The organism is uncultured Amnibacterium sp., assembly GCF_964250715.1.
In the GTDB taxonomy this organism is placed as follows: domain Bacteria; phylum Actinomycetota; class Actinomycetes; order Actinomycetales; family Microbacteriaceae; genus Amnibacterium.
The window spans coordinates 593,439-608,995 of the sequence record NZ_CAXUGX010000001.1 but is presented as its reverse complement, the minus strand read 5'-3'; the positions used below and the strand labels follow the sequence as shown (position 1 = coordinate 608,995).

Annotated in this window: 17 protein-coding genes; 6 read left to right on the top strand and 11 right to left on the bottom strand. The window is 71.7% G+C overall.

The features are described from left to right. Positions 1–244 precede the first annotated feature (244 nt). Positions 245–637 carry a DUF1844 domain-containing protein gene (locus tag ACFE7H_RS02825; protein ID WP_375399667.1) on the top strand — a complete coding sequence of 131 codons (393 nt, stop codon included), beginning with the start codon at positions 245–247 and terminating at the stop codon, positions 635–637. A 67-nt stretch (positions 638–704) separates the two neighbouring features. On the opposite strand, the gene ACFE7H_RS02820 is transcribed toward ACFE7H_RS02825, so the two are convergent. Next, positions 705–1,748, bottom strand: coding sequence for an LLM class flavin-dependent oxidoreductase (locus ACFE7H_RS02820; protein WP_375399703.1), 1,044 nt, complete (start codon positions 1,746–1,748; stop codon positions 705–707). Positions 1,749–1,990: 242 nt separating this feature from the next. On the opposite strand from ACFE7H_RS02820, the gene ACFE7H_RS02815 reads away from it, so the two are divergent. The 3 genes from ACFE7H_RS02815 (at position 1,991) to ACFE7H_RS02805 (ending at position 5,157) form a co-directional block, all read left to right on the top strand. Next, positions 1,991–2,674 (top strand): pentapeptide repeat-containing protein, encoded by a 684-nt coding sequence (locus tag ACFE7H_RS02815; RefSeq protein ID WP_375399666.1) that lies wholly within the window; start codon positions 1,991–1,993, stop codon positions 2,672–2,674. An 84-nt stretch (positions 2,675–2,758) separates the two neighbouring features. Next, positions 2,759–4,612, top strand: a complete 1,854-nt coding sequence (locus ACFE7H_RS02810; RefSeq protein ID WP_375399665.1) for an MFS transporter — start codon at positions 2,759–2,761, stop codon at positions 4,610–4,612. Between the two features lie 17 nt (positions 4,613–4,629). Then, on the top strand, positions 4,630–5,157 hold the full coding sequence (locus ACFE7H_RS02805; RefSeq protein ID WP_375399664.1) for a MarR family winged helix-turn-helix transcriptional regulator: 528 nt from the start codon (positions 4,630–4,632) through the stop codon (positions 5,155–5,157). 18 nt (positions 5,158–5,175) lie between these two features. Here ACFE7H_RS02805 and ACFE7H_RS02800 read toward each other — a convergent pair whose 3' ends face one another. The 6 genes from ACFE7H_RS02800 to ACFE7H_RS02775 form a co-directional block, all read right to left on the bottom strand. Continuing rightward, positions 5,176–5,931 carry an SseB family protein gene (locus tag ACFE7H_RS02800; protein ID WP_375399702.1) on the bottom strand — a complete coding sequence of 252 codons (756 nt, stop codon included), beginning with the start codon at positions 5,929–5,931 and terminating at the stop codon, positions 5,176–5,178. A 62-nt stretch (positions 5,932–5,993) separates the two neighbouring features. Further along, the gene (gene priA, locus ACFE7H_RS02795; protein WP_375399663.1) at positions 5,994–6,746 is read right to left on the bottom strand and encodes a bifunctional 1-(5-phosphoribosyl)-5-((5-phosphoribosylamino)methylideneamino)imidazole-4-carboxamide isomerase/phosphoribosylanthranilate isomerase PriA; all 753 of its coding nucleotides are present in this window, start codon (positions 6,744–6,746) and stop codon (positions 5,994–5,996) included. A 50-nt stretch (positions 6,747–6,796) separates the two neighbouring features. Continuing rightward, the gene (gene hisH / locus ACFE7H_RS02790) at positions 6,797–7,432 is read right to left on the bottom strand and encodes an imidazole glycerol phosphate synthase subunit HisH (protein ID WP_375399662.1); all 636 of its coding nucleotides are present in this window, start codon (positions 7,430–7,432) and stop codon (positions 6,797–6,799) included. Continuing rightward, positions 7,429–8,034, bottom strand: coding sequence for an imidazoleglycerol-phosphate dehydratase HisB (hisB, locus tag ACFE7H_RS02785; protein WP_375399661.1), 606 nt, complete (start codon positions 8,032–8,034; stop codon positions 7,429–7,431). Before hisB ends, hisH begins: the two co-directional genes overlap by 4 nt. Then, positions 8,031–9,143 (bottom strand): histidinol-phosphate transaminase, encoded by a 1,113-nt coding sequence (locus ACFE7H_RS02780; protein ID WP_375399660.1) that lies wholly within the window; start codon positions 9,141–9,143, stop codon positions 8,031–8,033. Before ACFE7H_RS02780 ends, hisB begins: the two co-directional genes overlap by 4 nt. A 40-nt stretch (positions 9,144–9,183) precedes the next feature. Next, positions 9,184–9,702: a LysM peptidoglycan-binding domain-containing protein gene (locus tag ACFE7H_RS02775; protein ID WP_375399659.1), complete on the bottom strand. Its 519-nt coding sequence runs from the start codon at positions 9,700–9,702 to the stop codon at positions 9,184–9,186. A 197-nt stretch (positions 9,703–9,899) separates the two neighbouring features. Here ACFE7H_RS02775 and lexA point away from each other — a divergent pair, with 197 nt between their 5' ends. Then, positions 9,900–10,664, top strand: a complete 765-nt coding sequence (gene lexA / locus ACFE7H_RS02770; protein WP_375399658.1) for a transcriptional repressor LexA — start codon at positions 9,900–9,902, stop codon at positions 10,662–10,664. A gap of 36 nt (positions 10,665–10,700) precedes the next feature. On the opposite strand, the gene ACFE7H_RS02765 is transcribed toward lexA, so the two are convergent. Then, positions 10,701–11,645 (bottom strand): DNA-3-methyladenine glycosylase family protein, encoded by a 945-nt coding sequence (locus ACFE7H_RS02765; RefSeq protein ID WP_375399657.1) that lies wholly within the window; start codon positions 11,643–11,645, stop codon positions 10,701–10,703. Beyond that, entirely contained in the window at positions 11,642–13,066 is a 1,425-nt protein-coding gene (gene hflX, locus ACFE7H_RS02760) for a GTPase HflX (RefSeq protein WP_375399656.1), read from the bottom strand. Before hflX ends, ACFE7H_RS02765 begins: the two co-directional genes overlap by 4 nt. 32 nt (positions 13,067–13,098) lie before the next feature. Between hflX and ACFE7H_RS02755 the strand changes: the two genes are divergently transcribed. Next, complete coding sequence (locus ACFE7H_RS02755; RefSeq protein WP_375399655.1) at positions 13,099–13,701, top strand: class I SAM-dependent methyltransferase; 603 nt, start codon at positions 13,099–13,101, stop codon at positions 13,699–13,701. Here the strand turns inward: ACFE7H_RS02755 and dapF are convergent. Together dapF and miaA are read right to left on the bottom strand one after the other, a co-directional pair. Then, positions 13,682–14,611, bottom strand: a complete 930-nt coding sequence (dapF, locus tag ACFE7H_RS02750) for a diaminopimelate epimerase (protein ID WP_375399654.1) — start codon at positions 14,609–14,611, stop codon at positions 13,682–13,684. The two genes, ACFE7H_RS02755 and dapF, sit on opposite strands and share 20 nt — an antisense overlap. A 10-nt stretch (positions 14,612–14,621) precedes the next feature. Next, positions 14,622–15,554, bottom strand: coding sequence for a tRNA (adenosine(37)-N6)-dimethylallyltransferase MiaA (gene miaA / locus ACFE7H_RS02745; protein WP_375399653.1), 933 nt, complete (start codon positions 15,552–15,554; stop codon positions 14,622–14,624). Positions 15,555–15,557 lie beyond the last annotated feature (3 nt).

The following is a 15,557-nucleotide window of genomic DNA, read 5'->3' as shown; positions in this document are numbered from 1 at the left end:
CCCTCGGATCGCGGACGCCGGGTGGCGCCCGCCCCTTTCGGAGGGAGTGCTTCTTCGACCCGGTAACCTGATGAGGCGGTTGCTCGGGTGGGATTGCTCCACTTCGCTCACCGAACGACTGGCGTTCGGAACCGCAACAGCCTATCAGAGCGGGCGCCCGACGGGCCCGGCCCGCATGGACCCCATGGCGGGCCCGCACGGGATGAACCGGATCGGCAGGTCCGAGGAGTGTCGAGGTGCGCACATGACGTCCGGACCCATCGATACGCCGTCCCCGATCGACGTGCCCTCACCGTACGACCGCGACGACCCGGCGGCCGACGCGGCCAGGGACATCGCCGACGTGCCCGCCGTCGAGGTCATCACCACGACGGCGGTGCATCTGATGAGCGCCGCGGCGGTCAAGTGCGGACTCGCCGACGACCCGGCCACTCAGACCGACCTGGACGAGGCGCGCAAGCTGATCACCGCGCTCGCCGGGCTGCTGACCGCGGCGGCTCCCGAGATCAGCGACTCGCACGCCCGACCACTGCGGGACGGGCTGCGCTCCCTGCAGTTGGCGTTCCGGGAGGCCTCCACCATCCCCGACCCGATCGGCAAAGGCCCGGGCGAGAAGTGGACCGGGCCGGTCACCTAGGCATCGGCCGTCTGCCTCGATTCGCGACACCTGCCCAGGCGCGCGCGGGCAGGTGTCGCGGATCTGGTCACACGGTGGGCTGCAGCGCGCGCTCGGCGGGCGGGACCCAGCCGAACGCCGGTGCGATGTGGCTGGCGATGGTCTGCAGCAGGCGGGCGTTGTAGTCCACGCCCAACTGGTTCGGCACGGTGAGCAGCACGGTGTCTGCCGCCTGCACGGCCGCATCGGCGGCCAGCGCGGCGGCGATCACATCCGGCTCGCCGGAGTAGGTGCGGCCGAATCGCGCCATCCCGCCGTCGAGGTACCCGACCTGATCGGCGTCGCCCTCGCGTCCGAAGTACAGCCGGTCGATGTCCGAGGTGATGGGAAGGACGCTCCGACTCACCGAGACCCGTGGCTCCCAGTCATGGCCGGCGTCGGCCCACGCCTGCCGGAAGATCTGGATCTGCTCGGCCTGCAACTGGTCGAACGGCACGCCGCTGTCCTCGGTGAGCAGGGTCGAGGACTGCAGGTTCATCCCCTGCTCCCCCACCCACTTGGCGCTCGCCCGGGTGCCGGATCCCCACCAGATGCGGTGAGCCAGCCCCGGCGACTGCGGCTGCACCGCGAGCGGCTGGGACACCCCGGTCGTCCGCGGATCGGACCGCACCACAGCGGCGCCGTCGATCGCGGCCCGGAAGATCGCGGCCTTCTCGCGGGCGAGATCCGCGTCGTCGGATCCGTCCGCCGGCCGGTAGCCGAAGGCGTGCGCGCCGTTCAGCGCGGGCTCGGGCGACCCCCGGCTGACACCGAGCTGCAGCCGGCCACCGCTGATCAGGTCGACGACAGCCGCCTCCTCCGCCATGTACAACGGGTTCTCGTACCGCATGTCGATCACGCCGGTGCCGAGCTCGATGCGGCTGGTGCGGGCGCCCATCGCCGACAGCAGCGGGAAGGGGCTGGACAGCTGCGGCGCGAAGTGGTGCACGCGCACGGAGGCGTTGTCGATGCCGATCTCCTCCGCAGCGACCGCCAGCTCGATCGTCTGCAGCAGGGTGTCGGCGGCCGTTCTGGACTGCGACCCGCGCGCTGCCGACCAGTTGCCGAAGGACAGGAATCCGATGCGCTTCATGGACGTGTCAACCACCGTGCCTGCTCGATTCTTCCGGTGTCGACCCTCGCCCGAGCGCGAGCCTCAGCCCGGGCACGAGCCCTCAGCCCCAGCACAAGAGCAGGACCAGGTCCTGACAGCAGGTTCGTGGTCGACCAGCGACCTGCTGTCGGAACGCTGGCCTGCTGTCGGGCCAGGTGGGAGGGGGTGAGAGGGGCGCCGAGGAGCGGGCACGGTCGGCGGCGCGCGTTACCGTCGAGCGCATGGCCGGCAGGCGACAGGACGAGACGACACCCCGGATCGATCCCCCGCGACTGCGCGGACTGATCACCGGCGACCCGGACGACCTGCGGGCCGACGCGGGTCGTGACGGCGAACGCTTCGACGCGCCGCCGCTGGCGGGTCGCGATCTGCGCGGGCTCGTGCTCGACGGCTGCGCGCTCACCGACGTGTCGTTCGAGGACGCAGACCTGCGCACCGCCCGGTTCCTGGAGTCGTCGATCACCGGCGTGCGGGCCACCACGCTGCGGGCGGCGGGATCCACCTGGCGCGATGTGCAGGCATCGGCCTGGCGCATCGGAGCCGCCGAGCTCTGGGACTCGGAGTGGATCGGCACCGCGGTCGGCGACTCCAAGTTCGACTACCTGAATCTGCAGGGCGCCACCCTGCGCGACGTCGTGCTGCGCGACTGCGTGCTGGAAGGGCTCGACCTGCGGGACACCACCTGCACCCGCGTCGCACTGGTGCGGTGCCGGATCGGCACCCTCGATGTGGCAGGTGCCCGGTTCGTTGACCTGGATCTGCGCGGCAGCAGTCTCCGCGTGGTCGACTCGGCCGCGGCGCTGCGCGGTGCCATCGTCGACGGAGACCAACTGGGCGACTTGGCCCCGCTGCTGGCGGAGGCGGCCGGCATCACCGTCCTCCCGAGCGTCGACCGGCCGGAATGACGACGACTCCGCTATAGTTGCTTACCGACAAGTAACGATCGGCCGAGGGCGTCCGATGCGGCTCACCTCGACCTTCGGAGCATCGTGACCTCGGTAACCAGCAGTCGCCCGCCGCGCACGGGCATGTTCGACAAGGACCACCCCCGCTACAAGTGGGTGGCACTCAGCAACACCACCCTCGGCATGCTGATGGCGACGGTGAACTCCTCGATCGTCCTCATCTCCCTGCCGGCGATCTTCAAGGGCATCAAGCTGAATCCGCTCGACGCCGGCAACACCAGCTACCTGCTCTGGATGCTGATGGGCTTCATGCTCGTCACGGCGGTCCTCGTGATCGGCTTCGGCCGGCTGGGCGACATGGTCGGCCGGGTGCGCATCTACAACCTCGGGTTCGTCGTCTTCACGATCGCGGCGATCGCGCTCTGCCTCGATCCCTTCACGGCGGGTCCGGGCGCCCTCTACCTGATCGTCTGGCGCGTCGTGCAGGGCGTCGGCGCTGCGATGCTCTTCGCCAACTCCACGGCGATCCTGACGGACGCGTTCCCCGCCCACCGGCGCGGCATGGCGCTCGGCATCAACCAGATCGCCGCCATCGCCGGATCGTTCATCGGCCTGATCCTCGGTGGACTGCTCGCCGTGATCGACTGGCGCGCGGTCTTCATCGTCAGCGTCCCGATCGGCATCATCGGCACCATCTGGTCGTACAAGTCGCTGCACGAGGTCGGCACCCGTAATCCGGGCTCGCTCGACCTGCCGGGCAATGCCAGCTTTCTGCTGGGCCTGACCTCGCTGCTCACCGGGATCACCTACGGCATCCAGCCTTACGGGGGCCAGCCGACCGGCTGGACCAACCCCTGGGTGCTCGGCGCGATCGTCGGCGGCCTGGCGCTGCTCGGCGTGTTCGTGGCGATCGAGTTGCGGAGTGCCGCACCGATGTTCCAACTGCGGCTGTTCAAGATCCGGGCGTTCGCGATGGCGAACCTGGCCGGCCTGCTCGCCGCGATCGGCCGCGGCGGCCTGCAGTTCATGCTGATCATCTGGCTGCAGGGCATCTGGCTGCCGCTGCACGGCTACTCGTACGAGGACACGCCGCTCTGGGCGGGCATCTACATGCTGCCGATCACCGTCGGATTCCTGATCTCGGGGCCGATCTCGGGCATCCTCAGCGACCGCTGGGGCGCGCGTGGGCTCGCGACCTGGGGACTGCTGCTGACCGCGGCGACCTTCGTGGCACTGCTGCTGATCCCCGTGAACTTCCCGTATCTCGCCTTCGCCGTGATCACGTTCCTGAACGGGATCGGATCCGGCATGTTCAGCTCCCCCAACCGGGCCACGATCATGAACAGCGTGCCGGCGAACCAGCGCGGCAGCGCGTCGGGTATGGCCGGCACCGTGCTGAACGCGGGTTCCAGCCTGTCGATCGGCATCTTCTTCTCGCTGATGATCGCCGGACTGGCGGGTTCGCTGCCGAAGACCCTCACCGACGGGCTGACCGCGCACGGCGTGCCGACCGCGGCGGCGACGCAGATCGGCAATCTGCCCCCGGTCGGCAGCCTCTTCGCCGCCTTCCTCGGCTACAACCCGATCGCGACGCTGCTCGGACCCTCCGGCGTGCTCGCCTCGCTCCCCAAGGCCGACGCCGCGGCGCTGACCGGCACGACGTTCTTCCCGAACCTGATCTCGAACCCGTTCCACGACGGACTGGTGATCGTGTTCCTGGCCGCGGCGGTCATGTCGGTGATCGGCGCCGTCGCATCGTTCTTCGGCGGCAAGAAGTTCATGAACGCCGACGACCTGCCCGCCCAGGCACAGGACGAGGTCCCCGCGGGCGCTGCGCTCGATGCGGCCGCATCCGGCCAGGTGATGGATGCCGCGGAGGGATCGGACGAACGGCTGTCGGGCGACCGCGAGCCCGCGATCGGTCAGCGGGCGCGCTGAGCGCGGGCGCACGGGACATGACGGCCGGACTGAACACGATGGCAGGAGCGGACAGGATGGTGGAGCGGAGCGAGATCACCGAGCGGAGCGAGATCGCCGAGCGGTTGGCGATCGTGGCCGGGGCACTGAGCCGCCGCCTGCGGCCCGGCGCCGGTACCGCTCTGTTGACGCACGTCGAATTGTCGGTGCTCGCGACCGTCGCGCGGGCGGGTTCGATCCGGCCCGGCGACGTCGCGCGCCTGGAGGGCATGGCGGCGCCCGGCGCGACCCGCATCCTGACCGAGTTGGAGCACCGTCGCCTGGTCCACCGCGAACCGGATCCGGCCGACGGCCGCTCCATTCTGATCGCGACGACTCCCGCGGGTTCAGCCGCCATCGTCGAGGCGCGCAAGGCCCGTACCGAGACGGTCGAGAGTCTGCTCGTCGGCATCGCTGATCCGGATCTGGCCGTAATCGGGCATGCGGTCCAGGTGCTGCAATCAGCACTGCTCGGGGCATCCCTGCCGGACGGTCGCGTCCGCATCAAGGAGTTCGCCGCGAACTGAAGCGGCCGCCACGAGTGCCTAGGGCCGCCCGCGCCCGATCACGATCGTGATCGAGTCGACGGCGCGCAGGATGGCGGGAGCCGACGACCATCGCTCACGCAGTCGGTCGACGACGCCGGCGTCCGGGAATGCGTCGACGCCCACCGGGGTCAGGACCACCCGCACCTCGGCGCCGTCCAGGGTGCAGAGCGGATCCCCCGGCTCCACAGTGACGGCGGCGCGCAGCGGCTCGCCCTCGGCCGCCGACCGGAACGCGGCCAGCACTTCGGCGTCCAACCAGGACGGCGTCCACGCCGTGTCCCGCGCGAGCGACTCCAGAGCGCCCCTCCGCAGCCCGAACTGCGTCGTCGACCCGGGGTCGATGACGACGAGTTCCACCCCGTCGCCTGCAGCGCCGAGCGCCACCTGCCGGGCGGGAGCGGGGACCGGGCGCGCCGCCGGGTTCCAGGCGGCCATCGCCGCGGCAGAGGAGAACGCGGGCAGCACGCGACGGCCGTCGGGTCCGGCGACGGTAGGCAGCGCGAGCTCCGCGCGCTTGTCCGCCGTGCCGTGCACGCCGTGGTCCGCCTCCGCCAGGTCCGCGACGAGCGGGACCAGCAGCCGGGCGTCCCGCAGCACGTCGAGCACCGCCGGCGCCTGCAACCTCCCCTCGCGAAGCGCGCGCACGGCCGCCTCGAACCCGGCAGGCGCCGATCCGTCGTCGCCCGCCCACGGGTTCGACTCGAACGAGCGACCGGCCCAGGCGCGGCCAGCGGAGTCGGCGCCCGTCACCATCGGCACGTCACTATCAGCTCGGGCAGCTCGGGCAGCTCGGGCAGCTCGGGCACGCCGGGCGCTCAGGCCGCGACGGACGCGAGCGCCTCGACGAGGGTGAACGCCCCGGCGTACAGCGCCTTGCCGACGATCGCGCCCTCCAGCCCGGCACCGGTGAGGCCGGCCAGGGCGCGCAGGTCGGCGAGCGTCGCGACGCCGCCTGAGGCGACCACCGGGCGGTCGGTGCGCTGCAGCACCTGCTGCAGCAGGTCGAGGTTCGGCCCGCGCAGCGTGCCGTCCTTCGTGACGTCCGTGACCACATAGCGGGCGCAGCCGGCGTCGTCGAGCCTGGCAAGGACCTCCCACAGGTCGCCCCCCGACCGGGTCCAGCCGCGGGCGGCGAGCGTCGTGCCCCGCACGTCCAGCCCCACCGCGATGCGGTCGCCGTGGCGGGCGATCGCCCGCGCAGTCCAGTCGGGCTGCTCCAGCGCAGCGGTGCCCAGGTTGACCCGCGTCGCTCCGCTGTCCAACGCGCGCTGCAGGGACGCGTCGTCGCGGATACCGCCGGACAACTCGATCCGCACGCCCGGCACCTGCTCGATCACGGCGCGCAGCACCGCGATGTTCTCCCCCCGGTCGAAGGCGGCGTCGAGGTCCACCAGGTGGATCCATTCCGCGCCCTGCCGAGCCCAGTCCACCGCCGCGTCGAGCGGATCGCCGTACGCGGTCTCGCTGCCGGCCTCGCCCTGCACGAGCCGGACCGCGCGACCGCCGGCGACGTCGACCGCCGGGAGCAGTTGCAGGGCTCGCGGCGGCGCGACGACGGACTCGGTCATGGGCGGTTCCTCAGGTCAGGTCAGCGCGGGGCAGGTCAGCGCAGAGCAGGTCAGAGCGTGTCGAGCCAGTTGCGCAGCAGTGCGACGCCGGCCTCACCGGACTTCTCCGGATGGAACTGGGTCGCCGACAGCGGCCCGTTCTCGACTGCGGCGACGAACGGCTCGCCGTGCGTCGCCCAGGTGACGGACGGCGGCCGGAACGGGCCGGAATCCGTCGCCAGGGGGAAGTCCCGCACCCCGTAGGAGTGGACGAAGTAGAACCGCTCGTCGGCGAGTCCGTCGAAGAGCACCGAGTCCGCGGGCGGCTCGACGGTGTTCCAGCCCATGTGGGGCAGGACCTCGGCACGCAGCCGCTCGACGGTGCCCGGCCACTCACCGAGTCCCGCCATCTCGTCGCCGCTCTCGACGCCGTGTTCGAACAGCACCTGCAGGCCCACACAGATGCCGAGTACCGCACGCCCGCCCGCGAGCCGGCGGTCGATCAACTCGGCGCCGCGCACGCCGTGCAGGCCGGCCATCACCGTGCCGAATGCGCCGACCCCGGGTACCAGCAACCCGTCGGCGTCGAGCACCGTGCGCCGGTCGGCCGTCAGGGTCACCTGCGCGCCCGCCCGTTCGAGCGCCTTGACGGCGGAGTGCACATTGCCGCTGCCGTAGTCGAGCACTGTCACCGAGGGCGATCTCACAGCGCCCCCTTGGTGGAGGGGACGCCGCGGATCTCGGGGTCGTTCGCCTTCGCAGCACGGAACGCGCGAGCGAACGCCTTGAACTCGCTCTCGGCGATGTGGTGCGGGTCGCGACCGGCGAGCACCTGCACGTGCACGGTCAGTCCCGCATGCACCGTGATCGCCTCGAACACGTGCCGCACCATCGACCCGGTGAAGTGGCCGCCGATCAGATGCAGCGGGAAGCCGTCCGGCTCACCGCCGTGCACCAGATACGGCCTGCCGGAGATGTCGACCACGGCTCGGGTCAGGGCCTCGTCGAGCGGCACGGTCGCATCGCCGAAGCGGGCGATGCCGGCCTTGTCGCCGAGCGCCTGGCCGATCGCCCGGCCGAGCACGATGCCCACGTCCTCGGCGGTGTGGTGCACGTCGATGGCGGTATCACCGGAAGCGGTGACGGTCAGGTCGGTGAGCGAGTGCTTGGCGAAGGCGGTCAGCAGGTGATCGAGGAACGGCACGCTGGTGTCGATGGTCGACGCGCCGCTGCCGTCCAGGTCGAGGTGCAGATCGACGGTGGACTCGCTCGTCGCCCGGTGCACGTTCGCTGTGCGGGGCGCGCTCATGCCGGGGAGCCTACCGAAGCGGTCGACGGCACCGGTCGGCCCACCTGCGCGAGCGCGGCCAGGAAGGCGTCGGTCTCCTCGCTCGTACCGGCGCTCACGCGAAGGCTGCCCGGGATGTCCAGGTCGCGGATCAGGACGCCCCGGTCGAGCAGGCCCTGCCAGGTGGTGCTCGGCTGCGCCACACCGTCGAAGAGCAGGAAGTTGCCCCAGCTCTGCCACACGTGGAAGCCGAGTCCGGTCAGACCCTCGGCCATCCGGTCACGCTGCTCGCACAGGTCGCGCACCATTCGCAGCATGACCGGGGCGTGCGCGAGGGCGCCGAGGGCGGCCGCCTGGGTCAGCGCGGAGAGGTGGTATGGCAGCCGGACGAGCCGCAGCGCGTCGACCACCGCCGGATCCGCCGCCAGGTAGCCGACGCGGGCGCCGGCGAAGGCGAACGCCTTGCTCATCGTGCGGGAGACGATCAGCCGCTCCCGCCCGGGCAGCAGGGTGAGCGCCGAGGGTGCGCCGGCCGGCATGAACTCGGCGTACGCCTCGTCGACGAACACGATGCCCGGCGCGGCGTCGTAGGCCGCCTCGATCGTCTGAAGCGGCACGGGCGTGCCGGTCGGGTTGTTCGGCGTGCAGAAGAAGAGCACGTCGGGCTGCTCGCGCTCGATCGCCGCGACCGCGGTCTCGGCCGTGATCCGGAACTCCGGGTCGCGCTTCGCCGTCACCCAGCGAGTGGCGGTGGAGAGCGCGATGTTCGCGTGCATCGAGTAGGTCGGAGGGAAGCCGAGCGCCGACCGGCCGGGACCGCCGAACGCTTGCAGCACATGCTGAATGACCTCGTTGGAGCCGTTCGCCGCCCAGATCCGGTCGGCGTCGAGCCCGTGGCCCAGGTAGGCCGCAAGCGCCTGCCGCAGCTCGGTGAACTCACGGTCGGGATACCGGTTCACGGTCGTCAGCGCCACGGCGATGCGCTGCACGATGTCGACGGCGACCTCCTCCGGGACCGCATGCGCGTTCTCGTTGACGTTGAGCGCCACCGGCACATGCAGCTGCGGGGCGCCGTACGGGCTGCGGCCCATCAGATCGGGTCGCAGCGGCAGGTCGGCCAGCGAAGTCACCGCACGATTCTCGCAGGCGCCGCCCATCGCCCCGGCCGCACTACGGCTGCGCCGGGAACGTCGACGGCAGGCGCAGCACCTGACCGGGACGGATCGCGGCATCCCGAAGCCGGTTCACCTGCTCCAGCTCGAACACGCCGTCGCGGGGGTCCACGCCCGGCGCGGCGTACCGGGCGATCGCCCACAGGGTGTCGCCTGGGCGCACGGTCACCGTCCGCAGAGCCGCCACGTTGCCGGCGGCCGTGTGCCCCGACGCGTCGGCGTTCGCCGGCGCGATCGCCAGCAGCGCAGCCACGAGCAGCGCGGCCAGGGGGAGCAGGATCAGGACGACCCGGCCGCGACGCGTGAGGCGCAGGTCACCGGGTCGGCGCACCGGCCTCCCCCGGCCGCCGCGCACAGCGGCGCATCGTGCTCCGTCGTGCACCAGCCGTCGACGGGCCGGCATCGCCCTCACGCCCTGGTCGTTCGCGCGACGGGTCGGTCGATCGACCGTGCCCGCCTGGTTGCTCGCCCACTGGCTGTTCGTCCACCTATCGCCCATGGTCCGGTTGCTCGTCATGCGCTTCCCCCTCGTTCGGCCTTCTGATCTGCTCGGTACCCGGGCCCGTAGAACCTATGTTCGACGACCCCCGAGGTCAAGTACATCTTCGAAGCACGGTCCGACAGCGCCGGGCGAACTCGAACACCCGTTTGACCGATCTACGGCGCGCAGCTAGGCTCGGGGACGACCGTGATACCGGCCGAGAGGATTCCCGCATGGCTGCGACCGACACACACACGACCGACACGACCACGGCTGCGCCCACCGCTGCGGCGCCGGCCACGACTCCTGCAACGGACGGTTCCTCCACGGAGACGACCAAAGCGGCCACTACACGGCGGCGACGCAGCCTCAGCGAGAAGCAGCATCAGATCCTGGAGGCGATCCAGCGCTCGGTCGCCGCTCGCGGCTATCCGCCGAGCATGCGTGAGATCGGTGACGCGGTCGGTCTGGCGTCGCTGTCCAGCGTCACGCATCAGTTGAAGCAGTTGGAGTTGTCCGGCTATCTGCGCCGGGACCCCAAGCGGCCACGCGCGCTCGAAGTGATCATCGGCGTGCCGATGAGCGAAACCACCGAGCGCACCGAGTTCAGTCCGCCCGTCGGGGATGCGGCCATGGTGCCGCTTGTCGGCCGTATCGCGGCGGGCGTCCCGATCACCGCGGATCAGCAGATCGAAGAGGTGTTCCCCTTGCCCCGACAGCTGGTCGGCCGCGGCGAGCTGTTCATGCTGAAGGTCGTCGGCGAATCGATGATCGATGCGGCTATCTGCGACGGCGACTGGGTCGTGGTCCGGTCGCAGCAGACGGCCAACAACGGCGACATCGTCGCCGCGCTGCTCGACGACGAGGCCACGGTCAAGGTGTTCCGCCAGCGCGACGGACACACCTGGCTGCTGCCGCGCAACTCCGCATTCGAGCCGATCGTCGGCGACCACGCCCAGGTGCTCGGCAAGGTCGTCGCCATCCTGCGCGCGGTCTGACGGGACTCGCGCCGACAGGGATCACGGCGACCGAGCTCAGGGCGTGGGCAGCGTGTTCACGGCGTGGACGCCGGTCGCCCACAGGTATTGCACGGCGGTCGCCCGGAACGGCGACCACGCGCGGGAGCGCCGTTCCAGCTCTCGCGGGCGCTCCGGCAGGCCGAGTCGTGCAGCGGCCACCTGTATGCCGAGATCGCCGGGCAGGAACGCGTCGGGGTCGCCCAAGGCGCGCATCGCGATCGTCTCCACCGTCCATGGGCCGATGCCGCGCAGGGCGAGCAGCGCGCCGCGCGCCGCCGGCAGGTCCGACCGCCAGCCGATGGGCACCGCACCGGCCGCCACCGCCCTCGCGACCGCGAGCAGCGCGTCGCGACGCGTCGAGGGCATGCGGGCGACCGAACCGACCGCATCCGAGGCGGCGACCAGCATCGCCGCTGACGGAAACAGATGAGTCAGACCGCCCTCGGGGTCGGCGACGGGCTCTCCGAACGCCGACACCAGGCGGGCGGCGTGGGTACGCGCCGCCGCGGTCGACACCTGCTGGCCGAGTACCGCCTTCAGGATCATCGCCTGCGGGTCGAGGGCGCCCGGAACCCGACGGCCGGGAACCGCGCGGATCAGCGGAGCGAGCACCGGATCCTGCCTCAGCACCCCCGCCGCAGCGGACGGATCCGCGTCGAGGTCGAGCAGTCGACGGGCCAGGACCACAGCCTCATCGGCGTCCCGCGGGTCCCCCAGATGAAGGACGGCCGGCACCGCCGCCTCGACCGGCAGGTGCACGGCGACGACCGCCGGCGCGTGCCGCAGCCGGACCGCTGCACGGTAGGTGCCGTCGCGGTACTCCTCCACGCCCGGCACGGCCGTCGCGGCCAGGTGCCCGAACAGGTTGGACGGCTCCAGCGGCGGAATGAACGGCAGCCCCACCTCGATGCGCGTCCAGGCGCCGGGCTCGACGGCGGATGCGCCCCCGCTGCGACTCACACGAGGTACGGCTGCAGTGCCGCTCGCTCGGCGTCGCCGACCAGGGCGTGGATCCGCGTCCCCCCCTCCTCGTAGACGGTCGCGATCACGCGGCCGCGTTCGTGCACCAGCGACACCAGCTCGCCGTGCTCGAACGGGACGACCGCCGTCACCTCGTGCTGCGGCAGCGGCAGCAGGGCGCTGACGGTCTGCAGCAGCGCGTCGATGCCCTCCCCGGTGCGGGCGGAGACGAAGACCGAGGTCGGCTCCAGGCCGCGCAGCACCATCCGCGTGGCGTCGTCCGCCAGGTCGGCCTTGTTGAACACCACGAGCTCCGGCACCGAACGCGCATCGACGTCGGCGATCACCTGCCGGACCGTGGCCAGCTGGCCGGCCGGGTCGGGGTTCGCGGCGTCGACGACGTGCAGGATCAAATCGGCGGCACCGACCTCCTCCAGGGTCGACCGGAACGCCTCCACCAGCTGATGCGGCAAGTTGCGGACGAAGCCGACGGTGTCGGTGAGCGTGTAGGGGCGCCCGTCGACGGTCTCCGTGCGCCGCACCGTGGTGTCGAGCGTGGCGAAGAGCGCGTTCTCCACGAGCGCTCCGGTGCGGGTGATGCGGTTCAGCAGGCTCGACTTGCCCGCGTTGGTGTAGCCCGCGATGGCGACCGACGGCACCGCGTTCCGCACCCGGCCCTGCCGTCCCACCTGCCGGGCGGGCGCCATCGCGGCGATCTCGCGGCGGAGCTTGGCCATGCGGGAGTGGATGCGCCGGCGGTCCAGTTCGATCTTCGTCTCGCCGGGTCCACGGGAGCCCATCCCGGCGCCCGCGCCACCGACCTGCCCGCCTGCCTGGCGAGACATGGAGTCGCCCCAGCCGCGCAGCCGCGGCAGCAGGTACTGCAGCTGCGCCAACTCCACCTGTGCCTTGCCCTCGCGGCTCTTGGCGTGCTGGCTGAAGATGTCGAGGATCACCGCGGTGCGGTCGATCACCTTCACCTTCACCACGTCCTCCAGCGCCCGACGCTGGCTGGGTGCGAGTTCGGTGTCGGCGATCACGGTGTCGGCGCCGACCAGACGCACCACGTCGCGCAGCTCCTCGGCCTTGCCCTTGCCGAAGTAGGTGGACGGGTTGGGATTGGGACGACGCTGCAGCAGGCCGTCGAGCACGACGGCGCCGGCGGTCTCGGCAAGCGCCGCCAGCTCGCGCAGCGAGTTCTCCGCCTCCGCCGCCCCCCGGCTGTAGACGCCGATCAACACGACGCGCTCCAGCCGCAGCTGCCGGTACTCGACCTCGGTGACGTCCTCCAGCTCGGTGGAGAGCCCGGTGACCCGCCGGAGGGCCTGACGTTCAGCGAGGTCGAGCTGCTCGCCGTCGAAGTCGCCGTCGGCCTCGGGGTCGGTGATGGGGTCGGCGATGGGGTGGGAGATGTCGGTCATGGTGCCTCCGAGGAGATGGTTCGATCGATGTCGTGGATGGCGAGCACTACTTCAGCGCCCGGCCGGTGAGCGACGAGCGGAGGAGGTCCCTGCACGTCGTGCTGCAGGGCGAGCCGTTCGAGTTGCAGACGGCCGCCGGCACCTTCAGCCCGGAACGGCTGGACGCCGGAACGGCGGTGCTGCTGAACCGGGTGCCGCCGCCCGCGTCGAGCGGAGCGCTGCTGGATCTGGGCTGCGGCTGGGGACCGATCGCGATCGCGATGGCCCGACGATCGCCGGAAGCCGAGGTCTGGGCGGTGGATGTGAACGAGCGCGCCCGCACGCTCGCCGCCGAGAATGCCCGAATAGCCGGCGTTCAGATCAGGACCTCATCGCCCGAGGATATTCCAGCCACCCTGCGTTTCGCCACCATCTGGTCCAATCCCCCGGTCCGCATCGGCAAGGCCGCATTGCACGAGCTGCTGGAGGCGTGGCTGCCGCGGCTCGCGCCCGGCGGCTCGGCGTGGCTCGTCATAGCGAAGCACCTGGGCGGCGACTCGCTGCAGTCGTGGTTGCAGGAGCGCTTCCCCGAGTTCGAGGTGCGGCGCGCCGCCACCGATCGGGGTTATCGCGTGCTCACCTGTCGCCGCCGCTGACGTCGCCGACACTGATGTGGACGGTACCGGAGTAGACCAGTTCCGCCGGACCGGAGAGCGCGACGTGCTCGCCGTCCTCCGCCGCGACGATGCGCACCCCGAGCACGCCGCCGGGCACGGTCACGCGCCAGTCCTGCGGCGCCTCCGGCCCGGCCCAATACCGCGTGGCGAGGGCCGCGGCCACCGCGCCAGTGCCGCACGACCGCGTCTCGCCGCTGCCACGCTCGTGCACCCGCATGCGAATGCGGCCGACGCCGTCCTCGACCAGCGGGTCGGCGGGGCGGACCAACTCGACGTTGGCACCGGCGACCGGCACCGGATCGAGCACGGGCGGGGCAGTCAGGTCCGCGCCGTCCAGCTCTGCGTCCTCGGCCAGGGCGACCACGACGTGGGGATTCGGCACCCGGATGGACAGCCCCGGTCGCACGACATCGACCCCGTCGATCCGCACGGCGACCTCGTCGGCATCCATCCGCCAGCGCCCCAAGTCGGCCTCGAAGCCGGTCGCTGTGCGCTGCACCGGCACCACACCACCCCGAGTCAGGATCGGCAGCGTGCCGCCCGCCGGCAGTTCGACGAGCCCTTCCCGCACCAGGAACGCGACGAAGACACGGATGCCGTTGCCGCACATCTCGGCGGTCGAGCCGTCGGCGTTCCAGTAATCCATGAACCAGAACGCCTGCTCGGTGGACGCGAGTGCCGTCGTCTCGAACGCTGCTGCGAGTGCGGTTGCCTCGACATCGGCGCCGACGCGCACGGCGCGGAGCAGGCCGTCCGCCCCGATGCCGACGTGCCGGTCGCACAGCCGGGCGACCGTCGCCGGGGACACGTCGAGCGCTCCGGCCGGATCCGCCACGAGCACGAAGTCGTTACCGGTTCCGTGTCCCTTGGTGAATCGGACCTCGGCCATCGCTGTCAGCCTACGGCGCGACCGGTCGGCCCGACCGGTCGAGGGCGGCGAGCACGTCGCCGACCGAGGCGGGATCGCCGCCGGCGAGGCGGGTGGCGCCGTCGTCGCGGGCGAACCAGGAGCGCTGGCGCCGCACCACCCGCCAGGTCAGGCGCACGGTCTCGGCGAGCCCCTCCTCCGCCGGCATCCTGCCGCCGAGCACGGCGATCGCCTGGGCGTAGCCGATCGCCCGAGAGGCGGTCGGCCCATCGGCCAGCCCGCGAGGCAGCAGCCCGCGGACCTCGTCGAGCAGCCCGCCCGACCACATGCCGCGCGCCCGGCCGGCGAGCCGGTCCGCGAGCGGCTCCTTCGGCACCTCCACGGTGAACCGCAGGGCGGGCCGCCAGAGCGGCGCCGGGTCCGGCAGTGCGGCAGCGTAAGGCTTGCCGGTCAGCGTCACGACCTCCAGGGCCCGGACGACGCGGCGCAGGTTGCCCGAGTGGATGCGGCTCGCGGCGACCGGATCCTCCTCCGCGAGGCGCCGCCAGAGCGCATCGGAGCCGAGGGCCTCGCCCTGCAACTCGAGTTCGGCGCGCAGGTCGGGATCGGTAGCGGGAAAATCGAGTTCGCGCAGCACCGACTCGACGTACAGCCCGGAGCCGCCGACCAGGATCGGCACCGCACCCCGCGCCTCGACGGCCGCGATCGTGGCACGGGCCGCCTCCCGATAGACCGCGACCGAGGCGGTCCGCGTGACGTCCCACAGGTCGAAGCAGTGGTGCGGGATACCGCGTCGCTCTTCGCGCGGCAGCTTGGCCGTGCCGACGTCCATGCCCCGGTACAGCTGCATCGCGTCCGCGTTGACGATCTCGGCGCGGCCGCCACTCGCGACGATCGCGTCGGCGACGTCGAGCGACAGGGCGGTCTTACCGGTACCGGTGGCGCCGGTGAGGACGATGATCACCGC

Coding starts and splice junctions, on each gene's coding strand:
- ACFE7H_RS02820 (WP_375399703.1), bottom strand. CDS start 1,748: ATGAAGCGCATCGGATTCCTGTCCTTCGGCAACTGGTCGGCAGCGCGC.
- ACFE7H_RS02800 (WP_375399702.1), bottom strand. CDS start 5,931: ATGGTGACGGGCGCCGACTCCGCTGGCCGCGCCTGGGCCGGTCGCTCG.
- ACFE7H_RS02775 (WP_375399659.1), bottom strand. CDS start 9,702: ATGACGAGCAACCGGACCATGGGCGATAGGTGGACGAACAGCCAGTGG.
- priA (WP_375399663.1), bottom strand. CDS start 6,746: ATGACCGAGTCCGTCGTCGCGCCGCCGCGAGCCCTGCAACTGCTCCCG.
- ACFE7H_RS02805 (WP_375399664.1), top strand. CDS start 4,630: ATGACGGCCGGACTGAACACGATGGCAGGAGCGGACAGGATGGTGGAG.
- dapF (WP_375399654.1), bottom strand. CDS start 14,611: ATGGCCGAGGTCCGATTCACCAAGGGACACGGAACCGGTAACGACTTC.
- ACFE7H_RS02825 (WP_375399667.1), top strand. CDS start 245: ATGACGTCCGGACCCATCGATACGCCGTCCCCGATCGACGTGCCCTCA.
- ACFE7H_RS02815 (WP_375399666.1), top strand. CDS start 1,991: ATGGCCGGCAGGCGACAGGACGAGACGACACCCCGGATCGATCCCCCG.
- lexA (WP_375399658.1), top strand. CDS start 9,900: ATGGCTGCGACCGACACACACACGACCGACACGACCACGGCTGCGCCC.
- hflX (WP_375399656.1), bottom strand. CDS start 13,066: ATGACCGACATCTCCCACCCCATCGCCGACCCCATCACCGACCCCGAG.
- hisB (WP_375399661.1), bottom strand. CDS start 8,034: ATGAGCGCGCCCCGCACAGCGAACGTGCACCGGGCGACGAGCGAGTCC.